The following is a 16,711-nucleotide window of genomic DNA, read 5'->3' on the forward strand; positions in this document are numbered from 1 at the left end:
GGAGCGCCGGGCGACGCCCCCTCATTATGCTCCTGACTATCGGCTACGCCATCACTGCCAGCCAAATTTGCGGATGTAGAAACCCTTCACCGCCTGAGTCAACACCATGTAGGCCAGCAAAATCATTGGCAGGAACACAAAGTACAGTGGCGGCAACGCCTGCAATTTGAAGTAGGCCGCCAGCGGTCCCATCGGCAGGAATATCCCCACAGCCATGATGACGCCTGTCATGACCATCAGCGGCATCGCTGCACGGCTTTGCAGAAACGGAATTTTTGGCGTGCGGATCATGTGCACGATCAGCGTTTGAGTCAGCAACCCGACCACGAACCAGCCCGACTGGAAAAGGGTCTGGTGCTCAGGTGTGTTGGCTTTAAACACGTACCACATCAAGGCAAAGGTCAGAATGTCGAAAATCGAGCTGATCGGGCCAAAGAACAACATGAAACGCCCGACCTCGGCGGGCTGCCAGCGCTGCGGTTTTTTCAGCATTTCCTCATCGACGTTATCGAACGGAATAGCGATTTGTGACACGTCGTAAAGCAGGTTCTGGACCAACAGGTGCATGGGCAGCATCGGCAGAAACGGGATGAACGCACTGGCGACCAACACCGAGAACACGTTGCCGAAGTTCGAGCTGGCGGTCATTTTTATATACTTGAGCATGTTGGCGAAGGTCCGGCGCCCTTCCAGCACGCCCTCCTCCAGCACCATCAGGCTTTTCTCCAAAAGGATGATGTCCGCCGCTTCCTTGGCGATATCCACTGCGCTATCCACTGAAATCCCGATGTCCGCCGTACGCAGCGCAGGCGCGTCGTTGATTCCGTCCCCCATAAAGCCAACCACATGGCCGTTGGCTTTGAGCAAGCGCACGATGCGTTCTTTGTGGGTGGGTGTGAGCTTGGCAAATACGTTGGTGGTCTCAACAGCCACCGCCAGCTCGGCATCGGTCATGCGCTCAATGTCGTTACCCATCAGCAGCCCCTGTTGCTCCAGGCCCACTTCCCGGCAGATTTTCGCCGTCACCAGTTCGTTATCGCCAGTCAGGACTTTTACCGCAACTCCGTGTTCGGCCAACGCTTTAAGCGCGGGCGCGGTGCTCTCTTTAGGCGGATCAAGGAACGCCACATAACCAATCAGCGTCAGGTCCTGCTCGTCTGCCAGGTTGTAGGTATCACGCCCGGCAATCATGGGTCTGGCCGCCACCGCCACTACCCGCAACCCTTCTTCGTTAAATGCTGCGGTCACCTGGCGAATACGCGCCAGCAACTCGTCGCTCAGGGCTTCCTCCGACTCGCCATGGCGCACGGTTTTGCACACTGACAGCACCTCTTCGACAGCACCTTTGCAGATCAGCAGATGGGGCTGATCCTGCTCGGCCACGACTACCGACATGCGCCGCCGTGTGAAGTCGAAAGGGATTTCATCCACTTTGCTAAAGGCAGTGCCCACATTTAACTCTCGGTGCACCTCGACATGCTCCAGCACCGCCACATCCAGTAGATTTTTCAGTCCGGTCTGGTAGTAGCTGTTGAGGTAAGCCATTTCCAGCACGTCATCGGATTCTTGACCCCAGACATCCACGTGCCGTGCGAGAAAGATCTTGTCCTGGGTCAAAGTGCCGGTTTTATCGGTGCACAGTACATCCATCGCGCCAAAGTTCTGGATCGCGTCCAGCCGCTTGACGATGACTTTTTTACGCGACAGAAACACTGCGCCCTTGGCCAGGGTTGAAGTCACGATCATCGGCAGCATTTCCGGAGTCAGGCCAACGGCTACCGACAATGCAAACAGCAAGGCTTCGGTCCAGTCGCCCTTGGTAAAGCCGTTAATGAACAGAACCAGCGGCGCCATTACAAACATGAAGCGGATCAGCAACCAGCTGACCTTGTTGACCCCGGTCTGAAACGACGTAGGACCACGGTCCGTCGCGCCGACACGCTGCGCCAGCGCGCCGAAGTAGGTGTTATTGCCGGTCGTCAGTACAACTGCCGTGGCCGCACCGGATACCACGTTGGTGCCCATGAACAGAATATTTTCCAACTCCAGCGGGTTACTGGTCTGGCTGTCGGACTGTCGGGAAAATTTCTCGACCGGCATTGACTCACCCGTCATCGCCGCCTGGCTGACAAACAGGTCCTTGGCGCTGAGCACCCTGCAATCTGCCGGAATCATGTCGCCCGCGGACAACACGATCAAATCCCCCGGAACCAATTGCTTGATCGGCAGTTCAATGCGTTGCGCGCCTCTGATTTGCTGGGCTGCGCCGTAGAACTTGCCAAACATTGGCGAGCTGTCAGCACTGAAATCGCGCCGCATGACCGTCGCGGTGTTACTCACCATGGCCTTGAGCGCGTCCGCCGCCTTGTTGGACTTGGCTTCTTGCCAAAACCGCAGCAACGTCGACAACACCACCATGGTGCCAATCACCACCGCAGCCTGAATGTCATCAGTGGCCAGAGAAACAGCTGCCAGCAAGGTCAACAGCAAATTGAACGGATTTTTGTAGCAGTGCCACAAATGCACCCAGCGGCTGAGGGGCTGTTCGTGCTCAACTTCATTGAGCCCGTGTTGCTGGCGCAGGGCTTCAGCCTCGGCTTCGCTCAGGCCATCAGTATGCGTACCCAGACTGTCGATCAATACCGCACTATCGCGGTTGGCTGCTGCCACCAGGGTCTGGGCCAGTGTCGCAGGCACTTCACGGCTGACCGTGGTGTTGGTCAAACTGTCGAGCAAGGCCAGACGCCGGAAATGCCGGCCGATATGGCGAGTGCGCAAAAAGCCGGCGAAGAATTCTTTGAGGGTGAGTTTCATCGTGCTACTCCTGCGCCGCCTGCACTCACCCGTTCAGAGTGACTATGCAGACGGCCTAAATCTGGAACCGTCATTCATGGTTTTAAATCCCGGGGCGAACCAGATGCTCGCGTCTAATCGAACAATCGGACACAGCCCGGCAATGCGGGCCGATGATGGCGGCGACGGATTGGCATAAAGAAGTTGCCCATAACGATTTCCCCTGACGATCAACCAAACGGCGCAGCGGGCACACGCGTACGACATGTCGCGACCTGCCACCAAGGGCATTGATCACACACGTTTCAGTGTCGATGAGAGAACTTGCGGGGTCGGGTCGCTACTGACCCGATCAAGACGCCGCTTCTCGCTACTCAGCAAGAAAACGGCAGGGGAATCTGCGCGCTAGCTTGCCGGGAATATGCCGGTGTTGATAACCGGCCGACAACTGTGACTCGAGTTTTTACCCACTGAGAGCCTGCGCTATTAATGAAAACGCCGGCAGCTTACGCCCGACGTTTTAGAGAGTAAACCGCAGCAAGGCTTCGGTTTTGTGAATTAGAAGGATCTTCAGGCGGGGTTCAGTTTCACTCATATGAAGTGACATAAGGGCCCGAAACAGGGAGTCAAACCCTGGTATCCAATGCAGAATCAGCCTTCTGGGGGCGCTTGTCACAGGCGCGCAGCGACATGAAAGCCTTGCCGGGCGAATCGGCATGACAGGCAGCTGCGGGTCGCTCAAGCCATGCCTGACCTGACAAAAATCTGCATGCATATCACTGCCTTGCCAGGCGTATCAGTGACCTGGAGGTCATCGCGGCTCATGTCAAAAACGCTCAGGTATTCAGTCCATGGCGCCCGCCTTGGCGCCTCGTAACGCTGCCCGGCAAACTCGCCGTTCGTGGTCTTGGCCTGGACATCCCCGCTTACAATACTGGCCACGCCGACAGGCCCGAAAACACATCAAAACTCAGGTGTTATCCCACTGCCTGATACGAATCCGGCAATGCTTCATGGCGTTGACAATATGCTTCTCGACCATGCTGCGTGAAATGCCGAGGCGCTCGGCAATTTCCGGATGCGACAAGCCTTCAAGCTTGCGCAGTAAAAAGCTGTCACGGCACGCCGCAGGCAGTTCGGCCAGAGCGCGCTGGATCAAGTCCAGGCGTTGATGCTGGTCCATCAACACCTGGGGCGAGGGGGTGAAAAAGCGCTCCTCGGCGTCCAGCACCTCCAGCGGTTCAACCTGACGCAAAGCGTTGCGCCGATGACCATCAATCACCAGATTGAGCGCCGTGCGATATAGAAATGCCCGCGGCTGCTGGATCGGCTCATCACTGGCGCGCTCAAGCACACGCACGTAGGCGTCATGCACCACATCTTCTGCCGCCTGGGCATTGCCCAGCCTGGCACTCAAAAACTTCACCAGTTCGCGATAGTAGTTTTCCAACATGACTCCTGGCCGCAGGGTTGCGGCAACATTCCATGAGCGCAGAAACAGGCCGAATCAATAGCGGCATGATGATGGCACTTTTGCAGATGTAATTTATAGCAATTCTCATATAGATTTAAGATTGCAGCGCTAAACCACCCTGAAACATTATGTAACAAGCGTAAAAACAAACACTTAAATCTGCGATTCACTCTCTCGTTTACTCAACAGCTCCCGTGTCTGTCGGTTTGCCGACAGCGTTCGCTTTTGCCGTTTACGGTTCAAACAGCGTAGCGACGGGCCGACTCCTATTGGCCGGAACCCAGCATGAAACGCCCGAGACAGAACCGTCGTGCACTTTTCATCTGCCTGTTGGCATTATTCGTTGGAGTTCTGACTGCGTGGCTATTTGTGCCCCCGGGTCGCCAAGCGTATGACACCGTCCCTGTCACACGTGCAGATATTGAAAGCAGTGTGACGGCCCTCGGCACCCTGCAACCGAGCCAATACGTCGACGTGGGTGCGCAGGCATCAGGGCAAATCAACAAAATCCACGTCAATGCCGGTGATGAAGTCCAAGAAGGTCAGTTGCTGGTCGAAATCGACCCGGCGACCCAGCGAGCCAAGCTCGATGCCAGCCGTTTTGCCACGCAAAACCTCAAGGCTCAACTACAGGAACAGCGCGCACTGCACGACCTGGCCAAAAAGAAATATCAGCGCCAGCTGAATCTCGCCAAAGGCGGCGCAACCCGCGAAGAAGACATACAAAGCGCACTCGCTGAAGTGCGTACCACCCTGGCACGGACCGACATGGTCCAGGCGCAAATCCTTCAGGCCCAGGCCAGTTTGCGCAGTGACGAAGCAGAACTGGGCTACACCCGTATCTACGCGCCCATCTCCGGCACCGTGGTGGCACTGGATGCACGCGAAGGCCAAACCCTCAATGCCCAACAGCAAACACCGCTGATTCTGCGCATTGCCAAACTCTCGGCCATGACCGTCTGGGCAGAAGTCTCGGAAGCAGATATCGGCTACGTCAAACCGGGCATGCCAGCGTATTTCACCACCCTGAGTGGGGCTAACCGGCGCTGGAACACCCGGGTACGGCAGATTTTGCCCGTGCCGCCCAAACCTCTTAATGAGGCCAGCCAGGGCGGTGGCAGCCCTTCGAGCGCAGGCAAAAGCGGCAGCGCGCGCGTGGTGCTTTACACCGTACTGCTCGACGTCGACAACACCGATCAGGGGTTGATGCCTGAAATGACTGCCCAGGTGTTTTTCGTCGCTGGCCAGGCCAAAGACGTATTACTGGCCCCCATCATTGCCTTACAGGGCAGTGCTGAAAGCAACCGGCAAACCGCCCGTATCGTGAGCAGAGACGGCAAAATCCAGTCCCGCGAGATCCGCACCGGAATCAGTGACCGCTTGCGGGTAGAAATTATCGATGGCTTGAACGAAGGCGATCACCTGCTCATCGGCCCCGCCACCGGTAACGGAGGCTGAATGCCCACTCCCCTGATCGACCTGCAAGATATCCGCAAGGTCTACGGCGGCAGCGAGACGCCCGAAGTTCACGTACTCAAAGGGATTAGCCTGTCGATCCATGCCGGAGAGTTCGTGGCGATTGTCGGAGCCTCGGGCTCGGGCAAATCCACCCTGATGAACATTCTGGGCTGCCTCGACCGCCCGACCTCAGGGCGCTATTTGTTCGCAGGTGAAGACGTGGCCCGTCTGGACAGTGACGAACTGGCCTGGCTACGCCGCGAAGCCTTCGGCTTTGTGTTCCAGGGTTATCACCTGATCCCCTCGGCGTCGGCCCAGGAAAACGTCGAAATGCCGGCCATTTATGCCGGCATGCCCGCCGCCGAGCGTCACGCACGGGCGGGCGCCCTGCTCGCCCGCCTGGGCCTGGGCGAGCGCACGGCCAACCGCCCTCATCAGCTGTCCGGCGGTCAACAACAACGGGTATCGATTGCCCGCGCCCTCATGAACGGCGGGCACATCATCCTCGCCGACGAACCCACCGGCGCTCTGGACAGCCACAGCGGCGCCGAAGTCATGACCCTGCTTGACGAGCTGGCGAGCCAGGGTCACGTGGTGATCCTGATTACCCACGACCGCGAAGTCGCAGCGCGGGCCAATCGCATCATCGAAGTGCGCGACGGCGAGGTGGTCAGCGACAGCGCCAGCGCTCAACCGTCTGCGCGCGCCGATAACCCTGACGCCTTGCAGGCCGTCGATTTACGCAAACGCCTCAATGAAGGCAGCGAAGCCCGCGGGGCCTGGAAAGGCGAGCTGGTCGACGCGGTTCAGGCGGCCTGGCGGGTGATGTGGATCAACCGCTTCCGCACGGCCCTGACCTTGCTCGGCATCGTTATCGGTGTGGCCTCGGTGGTCGTGATGCTGGCGGTGGGCGAAGGCAGCAAACGCCAGGTCATGGCCGAAATGGGGGCATTCGGCTCCAACATCATTTACCTCAGCGGTATGCCACCCAGACCACGGGCACCGCCGGGCATCGTTAGCCTCAACGACGTCGCAGCGCTTTCGACCCTGCCCCAGGTACAAATGATCATGCCAATCAACGGCGCGCAAATCGGCGTTCGTTACGGGAACGTCGACCACACCCTGTACACCGGCGGCAATGGCATCGACTTCCCGGCGATTTTCAACTGGCCGGTGGTCCTGGGCAGCTTCTTCACCCAGGCCGACGAAGACGCCGCCGCTGCCGTAGCGGTGATCGGTAAAAAGGTCCGGGACAAAGTGCTCAAGGATGTACCCAACCCTATTGGCCAGTACATCCTGCTGGAGAACGTACCGTTCCGGGTGGTCGGCGTACTGGCCGAAAAAGGCGCCAGCTCCGGCGACTCCGACAGTGACGCGCGTATCGTGGTGCCCTACTCCGCCGCCAGCGTGCGCCTGTTCGGCACGCACAATCCGGAATACGTGGTGATCGCGGCTGCCGATGCAAGCAAGGTCAGACAAACCGAAAAAGCCATCGAGCAGTTGATGCTCAAACTGCACCACGGCACGCGGGATTTCGAGATCACCAACAATGCGGCGATGATCCAGGCCGAAGCCAAAACCCGTAATAGCCTGTCGCTGATGCTCGGTTCGATTGCCGCCATTTCATTGTTGGTGGGGGGTATCGGGGTGATGAATATCATGCTGATGACCGTACGCGAACGTACCCGTGAAATCGGTATCCGCATGGCCACCGGCGCCCGTCAGCGCGACATTCTGCGCCAGTTCCTGACCGAGGCCCTGATGCTCTCTATGGTCGGCGGGCTGACCGGTATCACCTTGGCCTTCATGGTCGGTGGCATTCTGTTGCTGTGCGATGTGGCGGTGGCGTTCTCCCTGTTTGCGGTCCTCGGCGCCTTTGGTTGTGCGCTGGTGACTGGCGTTATTTTCGGCTTTATGCCGGCCCGCAAAGCTGCCCGGCTAGATCCGGTCACAGCCCTGACCAGTGAATGATTCGATGAACCTGTCCTTGAGCGTGCTGACTGCGTGCCTGCTGCTAAGCGCGTGCAGTCAGCCCCTGCCCCATAACAGCCCTGCGCCGATACCGCCTTCGAGCTGGCAATCGCCCCATGCACTGGCCAGCCAGGCAGGCAGTCGACAATGGTGGAGTCATTTTTCCAGCACGGACCTTGACCGTTTGATTACTCAGGCCCGTACCTCCAGCTACGACCTCGCAGCCGCCGTCGCACGCGTGCAGCAGGCCCGGGCCAGCGCCGTGATCGCTGGCGCCCCGCTGATGCCTGAAGTGAAATTCGGTTCCAGCGCCAATCGCGAGAAGCTATTACGTGGCAAGGGCTATAGCCAGCTGGATGCCAGCGATGACAACAAGGCCGTGGCCTATTTTGACGCCAACCTGAGCGCCAGTTATGAAGTGGACTTTTGGGGCGGCAAATCCGCAGCACGGGACAGCGCCGTACAGGCGCTCAAGGCCAGCGAATTTGATCAGGCCACGGTGGAGCTGACCTTGCTCAGCAGCGTGGCCAACAGTTATGTGCAAACCCTGGCCTTCAACGAACAACTGCGCATTGCCAGGCTCAATCTGGCCAACGCACAGAGCGTCATGCATGTCGTGCAAACCCGCTATGACGCAGGCTCGGCCACAGCCGAGGAACTGGCCCAGCAAAAGAGCCTGGTGGCCAGCCAGCAACGGCAATTGCCACTGGTTGAGCAACAGGCCCAAGAGGCGCGAATCACCCTGGCCGTGCTGCTAGGTCAACCGGTGCAAAGCCTTGTTTTGGGCAACACTGCGTTCGACCAGTTGCAATGGCCATCGATTGGCAGCGGCTTGCCCAGCGAACTGCTGACCCGGCGCCCCGACATCGCCAGTGCCGAAGCCAGACTCGCCGCTGCAGCGGCCGACATCAGGGTGGCGCGAGCGGCCATGCTGCCCGGCCTGACCCTGAGCGCGAGCCTGGGATCGGGTTCAGACCGTTTCAGCGATGTCCTGCGCAGCCCGTTCTACAGCCTCACCGCCGGGCTGGCAGCGCCGATCTTCAATAACGGCCGCCTCAGCGCCGAACGCGACAAAGCCACAGCACACCAGCAAGAGCTGCTGCAGACCTATCGGGGGAGCATCATCAACGCTTTTGCCGACGTCGAAAAAGCCCTCAACAGCGCCAGTGGTCTGGACCAACAACGGCACTGGCAAGACGAAGAACTGAAACAGGCACAGCAGGCATTCGATATTGCCGAACACCGCTATAAAGCCGGTGCCGAGATATTGCTCACGGTCCTGGAGACCCAGCGCACGCTGTATCAGGCCCAGGACCAGAACGTACAACTGCGTCTGGCCCGGCTGCAGGCCAGCATTGCGCTGTACAAGGCATTGGGCGGAGGCTGGCAGGTGGATATCCCTCACCTGTAGGAGCGAGCTTGCTTGCGAGCTTTTATTTCAGACACCGGACAGCTCGCTCCTACACGAGTTACGGTAAGCCACTGGATGGAACTCTGAATGACGGAGGGGATCAGTGATTCATGACCTGCGGTTAAATGTGCTTTGCCTGACTTGCGGTTTTTCCCGCAGAACAAGGCGAGGATACTCAGTCTGATTCTTACGACCTCCAAGGAGTTATCCATGACAGTTCCAGCATTCGGCGTCGGCACGTTCCGTCTTAAAGGCCAGGTGGTGATTGACTCAGTCAAGAACGCGCTAGATTTGGGCTACCGGGCCGTCGATACCGCGCAGATCTATGAGAACGAAGCCGAAGTCGGCCAGGCCATTGCCGAAAGTGGCATAGCCCGTGATCAACTGTTTATCACCAGCAAAATCTGGGTCAGTAACTTCGCCCACGACAAGCTGATTGCCAGCCTCAAGGACAGTCTGAAAAAACTGCGCACCGACCATCTGGACCTGACGCTGATTCACTGGCCGTCACCGAACGACGAGGTGCCGGTCGCAGAGTTCATGGGCGCGCTGCTTGAAGCCAAAAAACTGGGTTTGACCAGGCAGATCGGCATTTCCAACTTCACCATCGCGCTGATGAAAGAAGCCATTGCCGCTGTCGGTGCCGAGAACATCGCCACCAATCAGATTGAACTGCACCCGTACCTGCAGAACCGCAAAGTGGTTGAGTTCGCACAGAGCAAAGGCATCCATATTACGTCTTACATGACGCTGGCCTACGGCGAGGTACTGAAAGATCCGGTGATCAAGGCCATTGCAGATCGTCATGGGGCAACCAGCGCCCAGGTGACCCTGGCGTGGGCCATGCAACTGGGCTACTCGGTGATTCCGTCATCCACCAAGCGGGCCAACCTGGAGAGCAATCTCAAGGCCTGCGCGCTGACCCTGAGCGAAGAAGACATGGCGCAGATTGCAGCGCTGGATCGCGGCCATCGCCTGACAAGCCCGCAAAGCGTTGCGCCGAAGTGGGATTGATCGCTGCACGGTGATATACAACGGCGAGCTTGCCTGATGATGCCGGAATGCGGCTGAAACTATCGCCAGGCAAGCTCGCTCCTTCCGCCGTGATTTCTAATGGGTCCCGAACCTCTCTAGCTGCATTTCCTGAAGCCGGCTCAGCGTACGGCGAAAGGCAAACTCCAGGTAACCCAGGGTATACAGCTGATCCATGGGCACTTGCGCCTCGATGCACACCGGTACTTTACGGTCGTAGCACTCGTCTACCAGTGCGATAAAACGTCGTACGCTGTCGTCAAACCTGGACAGTTGCGGCAGTTCACGATCCCCCGCCTCGACTTTCACCGGCCCATCTTCGGTGCCACGGGCGATCTTGCCTTCCCGCTGCTCGGCGCTCAGGCAAGGCACCTCGCTGAGCAGAATCACCTTGAAGCGATCGCAGATATCCATGAACTCACTGGCGGCCAGCGGCTGCTCGCACAGTTCATGGAAGTTGCACCACAGCACGCTATCGCTGGCTTGCACCACGCGCAGCGAACGGTGTCCGACTCTAACCGGTTGATCACTCACCGCCTGCCCCCGGGTCAGCTCTGCAAACACTGACGGCATGACACTGGGCTGCCCGGGCCCGGTCACCCAGTAGCGCTGTCTGGCGATGCCGGGATGCAAGCGGTGATCCTCGCTGCCATCCACCGAAACGATGTCCATGTGCTTGAGAATGGCGGTAATCGCCGGGGCGAAACGTTCTTTATTGTGCCCCTGGCTATAAAGTTGTTCCGGCGGCTGATTGGAGGTGCAGACCAATACCACCCCTTCATCAAACATCACCTGAAACAAGCGCCCGAGAATAATGGCGTCGCCAATGTCATTGACGAACAGTTCGTCAAAACACAGAACCCTGAGCTCTTTGCCCAACTCCTTGGCCAATACCTTGAGCGGGTCGGCGGTACCGGTCAGTTGAAACAGACGCTGATGCACCCATTGCATGAAGTGATGAAAGTGCTGACGCCGCGCCGCAACCCGCAAGCTTTGGTAAAACTGATCCATCAACCAGGTTTTGCCTCTGCCCACCGGCCCCCACAGATACACCCCCCTGACTTCCCGCGCGCCTTGATGCAGGGCTTCGTGGCAGTGCTGCAGCGCCTGTACTGCTTGCCATTGAGCGGGATCATGGACAAAACCTTGCTGCTCGACGGCCTGTCGCCAGGCACTGAGGGGGGATTGGGTATTCATTGCGATAACGGGCTCCGGAATCAGACGCGCAAGTATGCCAGCAAGGCAGCGATTTTCGGCACTTGAAATTTTCCTGGCCGCCACCACATTGTTACCCGAGCGGTAACAGAGCATTTTGCCATCGGATCTTTTTACTTTGATGGATCGGCGTATTATTGAGCAGGTGAAATGAACAGCAGTTGAAACACCACGGTACTTCGTACGACGCTGATTGAACCTTCAACACGCGCCGTAACTTCTTTCCGCCCGCATGGCAAATGAAGTCAGTCAGTTTGATAACTTTAGAGGCCACTTACATGAAAACTTTAATTGCATTATTCCTTGCCGGTTTTGCCAGCCTGGCACTGGCCAGTGGAAGTTCAACGGTTGATCCCTCGTCGGTCGAACATTACAACTACGGGTCGAAACTGGACATTGCGAAAGTGATCAGCCTGTCCAGTATCCCTGACGTGTGTGAAGTCGTACCGGCGCAAATGATCTATGAAGACTCTCATGGTCAGCGTCATACCCTTGAATACCAGGTGATGGGTGACGGTTGCAGCAACCACTAGGCACACGCAGTTGCATGCACGGATGCAACCCCCGGGCCCCCTCTTTGCAGGGGGCTTTTTATTGGGCGGTTAAAACACAGGATTATTACTGATCCGGAAAGACTGCATGACAAAGTTTTGACTTTAATCACTGCGGGAGACGCGTATTCTATGTTCATCCCTCACCACAACATTGAAACAGGGCACGGTACTTCGTGTTACGCCGCACTGCTGACGGCGTAATAACTTCGACCGCCGGCACGGCAATAGAAGTCAGTGATACGTGATTGTTTTAAGGTCTCAACAATGAAAAGTTTTATTGCTCTTGCATTGATTGGTTTTTCAACACTGGCCGCTGCTGATGAACTTCAAGTCGCCCAGCCACAACCGGTTGTAGAACATTACACCTATGCCACTAACCTCGATATTGCGAAAGTCATCAGTGTTTCGCCAACCGACGACGTCTGTGAAGTGGTGCCGGCACAAATGACTTACGAAGACCATCAGGGTCAGCGTCATATTCTTGAATACCGCGTAATGGGCAATGGCTGCAGTAACGGCTAATACCCCCGCGCCAGGCTCCAGACTAGCCCCCGTTGTACGGGGGCTTTTTTATGGGTGGTATTGAGGGGTAATCTCGACGCTCAGTTACGGCAAGGAAGCAATGCTCATGCAAGCGCCCCCCACCTTACGCACCCGGCAATTATTGCTGCAGCCACTGACCCTCGGGGATGCGGCGGCAATTCAGGAGCGCTTCGCGCACTGGGAGGTGGTGCGCTACCTGAACGCTGCTGTGCCCTGGCCCTACCCTGACGACGGTGCGCTGAGCTATGTGCGGGATGTCGCCTTACCGGCAATGGCCCGCGGCACGGAGTGGCACTGGACGATACGTTTGCGCTCGCGCCCCGACGATGTGATTGGCAGCATCAGCCTGATGGATCAGGTTGATAACCACCGGGGGTTCTGGCTGTCACCGCCCTGGCAGGGTCAGGGTTTGATGAGCGAGGCCTGTGAAGTCGTGGACAATTTCTGGTTTGAGACCCTGGGACGCCCGCTGATGCGTGTGCCAAAGGCCGCACCTAACGTGGGATCGAGGCGAATCTCGGAGCGCGGAGGGATGAGCCTGGTGAGCAGCGAAGAAAGCGACTTTGTCAGTGGCAGGTTTGCTAGGGACCTATGGGAAATAACCCGCGAGCAATGGCTGGCTCAGCGCCACCGCACCTAAAACAAAGCCCGACCCTGCACAGGCAGGATCGGGCTCGAAGCGCTTGGCAAGCGGTTCGTGAAAGACGTCAGAATCAGTCTTTTTTCTCGGAAATCACTTTGCCGTTATGGTCAAAAGTGGTTTCGACCTCGACTTCCACGCCGTCAATTTTCTTCAGGCCCTCTGCTTTCCAGATGCCTGCAGCCGGATTTTCCAGCTCGATTTTCTTGATCACGGTGTAGCCATTCTTACCCTGAAGCACTTCCACTGCTTCTTTGGAGAATGCCCAGTTCGGGCCAGGAGTGGCAGCAGCCATCGCAGCGCCGGAGCTCAACAGAACAGCGGCAGTGATCGCAGCAGCAAAGGTTTTCTTCAACATTGTCTTAACTCCATTAATTGATGTTGCGTCTGGTACTGAATGTGACTGGAACAACCGTAGCAGATATAAAAACGTCCATAGGGCTAAATGGCCTGATTTTGACATGGCTCATGCTCTCGTTAATTCACGCGCAGAGTTAGAATGCCCGGCACCCAGGAGAACCAATGAGCGAAACACGCCTCACACACACCCAAGTTGATGCCATCACCGAAGCTGCCGCTCAGTGGTGCATGCGCTTGCACGAGCCCGATTGCACTGAACAGGAACGTGAAGCCTTCGCTGTGTGGCTCAAGGCTGACCCTCTGCACGCGCTTGAATATGAAGCCATGCTCGACATCTGGGATGTCAGCGAACATTTGCCCCGTCCTGCCAAGGTCATTGCACTGCCTGGCCGCCAACCTCACAGCACTTGGCGCCGTTTGGGCATCGCGGCTGCTATCACCCTGCTAGCGCTTCCGCTGGCCGCTTACAGCGGCTGGCAATTGGGTTGGGTGCCCAACGCTTACGAGCGCCTTGAAGCCAGCAGCAGTATGAAAACCGTAACCCTGCCCGACGGCAGTCAGGTAGAGCTTAATCTCGGTACGCAACTGACCTTCAGCAACTACAAAGACCAGCGCCGGGTGAACCTGAGCAAGGGCGAAGCTTTTTTCAAGGTGCGCCACGATGCTTCCCACCCGTTCGTGGTGCAGGCAGCCGAAGGCCGCATTCGAGTCACCGGCACACAGTTCAATGTGTGGAGGTATGAAGACCAGGTGCGGGTGACGCTGCTCGAAGGATCGGTGCTGGTGACCGGCAACCAGAACCTGAGTGGTGACGGCCTGCGCCTCGAACCGGGGATGCAGGCCCGCTATAAAGCGGGCGACTACACGCCACAAATCAGCCAGACCTATGCCGACACTCCGGACCTGGCGTGGCGCAACGGCAAGCTGGTGCTGGACAACCTGACCCTGGCCGATGCCCTGCCCTTGATCAACCGCTATCTGGACACGCCCCTGGTACTGGCCGACAACGCCACCGGCAAACTGCGCATTGGCGGGGTGTTCAATACCCATGACATCAACCAGTTGGTGACGTCCCTGCCCAAGGTGTTGCCGGTGTACCTGAGCCTGAACCAGGACGGCAAGCCGATAATCAACGGCCGACCAGGCAACTAGACTCAAAGCCACCACCCGGCTAGAGCCTGTACTGAAAACGAAGCAGATTAAAGAAAATTAATAAACGGTCACCCCCCCGGCCACACAGGGCCTTTGCGTGAGCCCGACGATTTCACGACAAATTTTCTACATCCCGGTGTTCATGATTTACGCCGCTCATTCGTCTAGTTAACTAAGAGCACTTTTTTATTTTCCTGATCAGGCTCTGAAAAGGAGTTTTTTGCATGCCAAACCAGCAAATGCCAACGGACGGCCAACATCATCGTGAGTCCGTTTTCCAGCCTGACCCCGGGTTGCTGGAAGCGCTTGCACCATTGCAAGGCAACGAACGGATCCGCCACTTACTTAAATGCTTCGGGCTGCGTACCAGCCTGGTGCGACTCAAGGTCATCGATGCGTTGCTGACAACAGTCGGGAGCGATCGCCGGCTGGGGGTGCGCGGCATGCACAGTCACTTGCTGGCACTGGATATTCCACTGTCATTTCTGAGTGTGCGCGAGGTGCTCAAGCGCCTTTGCAGCGAGGGGGTGGTGGTGCTTAACAACGATAAAAGCTACAGCCTGCATCCACAGGCTGAAGCGGTTCTGACTGCCAGGATCGACGCTTAGATCTTGGTCTTGCGGCGCATCACACCGTTGATCACCACAACAACCACTGCCACGCCAATGGCAATGTACTGGAACATTTTCTCGGAGATCATGCCGGCGTTTTGCATGTACGAAAGACCGAACATGATCCCCAGAACCACCAGTGAAATCAGAATCGAATATTTCAAGCGCTGTGAAGAGGTCATTACCTGTTCCTGAAAGTGAGGCTAAAAACGTCAGCCGGAAATTTAACAAATATGTCGGGGTTGCGGAGATGATTTGAAACAACCGTGGTCTCATCTTACAGCCGGGAACGCTTTTTAGCTCCCTGGCGATAACCTTGAGGATTGGCCCATGTTGCATCGAATCACCCGGCTGGCTCCGCTCTTGCTCATCCTGGCCATGAGCGGTTGCGTGTTTTTCCCAGACCATGGAAGGCATCACGATCATCGCTACTATGATGGCGGCCCAGGCTACTTCCACCGCTGATGCTTGAACCCGAGCCTGCCCGGCAGGCTCGGGTCAGTGCCGAAAACCACTGCCGGGTCGCCCGCACAAATCCACCAGCCAGTCGACAAACACCCGTACCCGGGAAGACAGTTGCCGGTGTTGCGGGTACAACGCCGTCAACGCCAGACGCGGTGGCAAACAATCCCCGAGCACCTCTTGCAAACGCCCTTCGCGCACCAGTTGTGCGACGTGATAATGCGGCGTCTGCACCAGCCCGTACCCCGCCATGCACGCTGCCAGATACCCTTCTGCGCTATTGACCGAAACCTGCTTGGGCAGATCGATCAGACGCACCTCGTCCCCGGCCTGAAACTCCAGCCCGTAGCGCTTGCCCGACACACTGGAGAAGTACTCCACCACCTGATGCCCGCTCAGGTCTTCGAGCGATTGCGGTACTCCGTGGGCCTGCAGATAGTCGGGGCTGGCGCATGTCACCTGATCCATCATCACCAGAGGACGCGCCACCAGCGAATCATCCATCGTCAGACCGCCACGGACCACGCAATCCACACCTTCACGAATCAGGTCCACCGGCCGGTCACTGAGGCCGACTTCCAGCTCGATCAGGGGGTAACGCCGGGTGAACTCGGGTAACGCCGGGAACACCACCAGACGCCCCACCGCCGCAGGCATATCGACGCGCAACTTGCCTTTTGGCTGGCTGCCCCTGAACAGCCCCTCGGCCTCTTCAAGATCGGACAGCAAGCTGACGCAGCGCTGGTAGTACGCAGCGCCATCCAGGGTCGGACTGACCTGGCGTGTGGTGCGATGTAACAACTGAACGCCCAAATGTGCTTCCAGTTGCTTGATCAGCACCGTGACCGAGGCACGGGGCATTTGCAGGCTGTCTGCGGCCCTGGCAAAGCCACCCAGGTCGACGATCCGGGTAAAAACCAGCATGGCGTTGATTCGGTCCATGGTCTGTCCACTGTTTAGATTTTACGAATAGTCATAATGCTTTTACCCGGTTTATCTTGCCAGTATCGCGGTTAACAATGGCCCCTCCATAAC

15 protein-coding genes are annotated in these 16,711 nt (G+C 57.5%); 9 read left to right on the top strand and 6 right to left on the bottom strand.

All coding sequences use genetic code 11. The annotated features are described in order from the left end of the window. Nucleotides 1–51: 51 nt before the first annotated feature. Nucleotides 52–2,814 (bottom strand): magnesium-translocating P-type ATPase, encoded by a 2,763-nt coding sequence (gene mgtA / locus AOC04_RS13405; protein ID WP_060694119.1) that lies wholly within the window; start codon nucleotides 2,812–2,814, stop codon nucleotides 52–54. Nucleotides 2,815–3,763: 949 nt separating this feature from the next. After that, a complete protein-coding gene (locus tag AOC04_RS13415; RefSeq protein ID WP_171970608.1) occupies nucleotides 3,764–4,246 on the bottom strand; it encodes a sigma-70 family RNA polymerase sigma factor in 483 nt (160 codons plus the stop codon). Nucleotides 4,247–4,552: 306 nt separating this feature from the next. Between AOC04_RS13415 and AOC04_RS13420 the strand changes: the two genes are divergently transcribed. From AOC04_RS13420 to dkgB, 4 genes are all read left to right on the top strand, one after another. Then, nucleotides 4,553–5,725 carry an efflux RND transporter periplasmic adaptor subunit gene (locus tag AOC04_RS13420; RefSeq protein ID WP_060694124.1) on the top strand — a complete coding sequence of 391 codons (1,173 nt, stop codon included), beginning with the start codon at nucleotides 4,553–4,555 and terminating at the stop codon, nucleotides 5,723–5,725. Then, nucleotides 5,726–7,696 (top strand): MacB family efflux pump subunit, encoded by a 1,971-nt coding sequence (locus AOC04_RS13425; protein WP_060694126.1) that lies wholly within the window; start codon nucleotides 5,726–5,728, stop codon nucleotides 7,694–7,696. A 4-nt stretch (nucleotides 7,697–7,700) separates the two neighbouring features. Beyond that, the gene (locus tag AOC04_RS13430) at nucleotides 7,701–9,107 is read left to right on the top strand and encodes an efflux transporter outer membrane subunit (RefSeq protein WP_060694127.1); all 1,407 of its coding nucleotides are present in this window, start codon (nucleotides 7,701–7,703) and stop codon (nucleotides 9,105–9,107) included. A gap of 210 nt (nucleotides 9,108–9,317) precedes the next feature. After that, complete coding sequence (gene dkgB, locus AOC04_RS13435; RefSeq protein ID WP_060694129.1) at nucleotides 9,318–10,121, top strand: 2,5-didehydrogluconate reductase DkgB; 804 nt, start codon at nucleotides 9,318–9,320, stop codon at nucleotides 10,119–10,121. A gap of 96 nt (nucleotides 10,122–10,217) precedes the next feature. On the opposite strand, the gene zapE is transcribed toward dkgB, so the two are convergent. Further along, nucleotides 10,218–11,336: a cell division protein ZapE gene (zapE, locus tag AOC04_RS13440; RefSeq protein ID WP_060696957.1), complete on the bottom strand. Its 1,119-nt coding sequence runs from the start codon at nucleotides 11,334–11,336 to the stop codon at nucleotides 10,218–10,220. 296 nt (nucleotides 11,337–11,632) lie between these two features. Between zapE and AOC04_RS13445 the strand changes: the two genes are divergently transcribed. From AOC04_RS13445 to AOC04_RS13455, 3 genes are all read left to right on the top strand, one after another. Beyond that, the gene (locus tag AOC04_RS13445; RefSeq protein ID WP_060694131.1) at nucleotides 11,633–11,887 is read left to right on the top strand and encodes a DUF2790 domain-containing protein; all 255 of its coding nucleotides are present in this window, start codon (nucleotides 11,633–11,635) and stop codon (nucleotides 11,885–11,887) included. 285 nt (nucleotides 11,888–12,172) lie between these two features. Beyond that, nucleotides 12,173–12,430, top strand: coding sequence for a DUF2790 domain-containing protein (locus AOC04_RS13450; RefSeq protein WP_060694132.1), 258 nt, complete (start codon nucleotides 12,173–12,175; stop codon nucleotides 12,428–12,430). A gap of 106 nt (nucleotides 12,431–12,536) precedes the next feature. Further along, on the top strand, nucleotides 12,537–13,091 hold the full coding sequence (locus AOC04_RS13455) for a GNAT family N-acetyltransferase (protein ID WP_125878545.1): 555 nt from the start codon (nucleotides 12,537–12,539) through the stop codon (nucleotides 13,089–13,091). Between the two features lie 73 nt (nucleotides 13,092–13,164). On the opposite strand, the gene AOC04_RS13460 is transcribed toward AOC04_RS13455, so the two are convergent. Further along, complete coding sequence (locus AOC04_RS13460; protein ID WP_060694136.1) at nucleotides 13,165–13,449, bottom strand: PepSY domain-containing protein; 285 nt, start codon at nucleotides 13,447–13,449, stop codon at nucleotides 13,165–13,167. Nucleotides 13,450–13,613: 164 nt separating this feature from the next. Between AOC04_RS13460 and AOC04_RS13465 the strand changes: the two genes are divergently transcribed. Both AOC04_RS13465 and AOC04_RS13470 read left to right on the top strand, forming a co-directional pair. Further along, entirely contained in the window at nucleotides 13,614–14,603 is a 990-nt protein-coding gene (locus AOC04_RS13465; RefSeq protein WP_060694138.1) for a FecR family protein, read from the top strand. Nucleotides 14,604–14,827: 224 nt separating this feature from the next. Beyond that, nucleotides 14,828–15,211 carry a hypothetical protein gene (locus AOC04_RS13470; protein ID WP_060694140.1) on the top strand — a complete coding sequence of 128 codons (384 nt, stop codon included), beginning with the start codon at nucleotides 14,828–14,830 and terminating at the stop codon, nucleotides 15,209–15,211. Here the strand turns inward: AOC04_RS13470 and AOC04_RS13475 are convergent. Further along, entirely contained in the window at nucleotides 15,208–15,396 is a 189-nt protein-coding gene (locus AOC04_RS13475) for a hypothetical protein (RefSeq protein WP_003441459.1), read from the bottom strand. The genes AOC04_RS13470 and AOC04_RS13475 overlap by 4 nt on opposite strands. Nucleotides 15,397–15,712: 316 nt before the next feature. After that, nucleotides 15,713–16,618 carry a LysR family transcriptional regulator gene (locus AOC04_RS13480; RefSeq protein WP_060694142.1) on the bottom strand — a complete coding sequence of 302 codons (906 nt, stop codon included), beginning with the start codon at nucleotides 16,616–16,618 and terminating at the stop codon, nucleotides 15,713–15,715. Between the last annotated feature and the right edge of the window lie 93 nt (nucleotides 16,619–16,711).

The organism is Pseudomonas versuta (assembly GCF_001294575.1).
Lineage (GTDB): Bacteria > Pseudomonadota > Gammaproteobacteria > Pseudomonadales > Pseudomonadaceae > Aquipseudomonas > Aquipseudomonas versuta.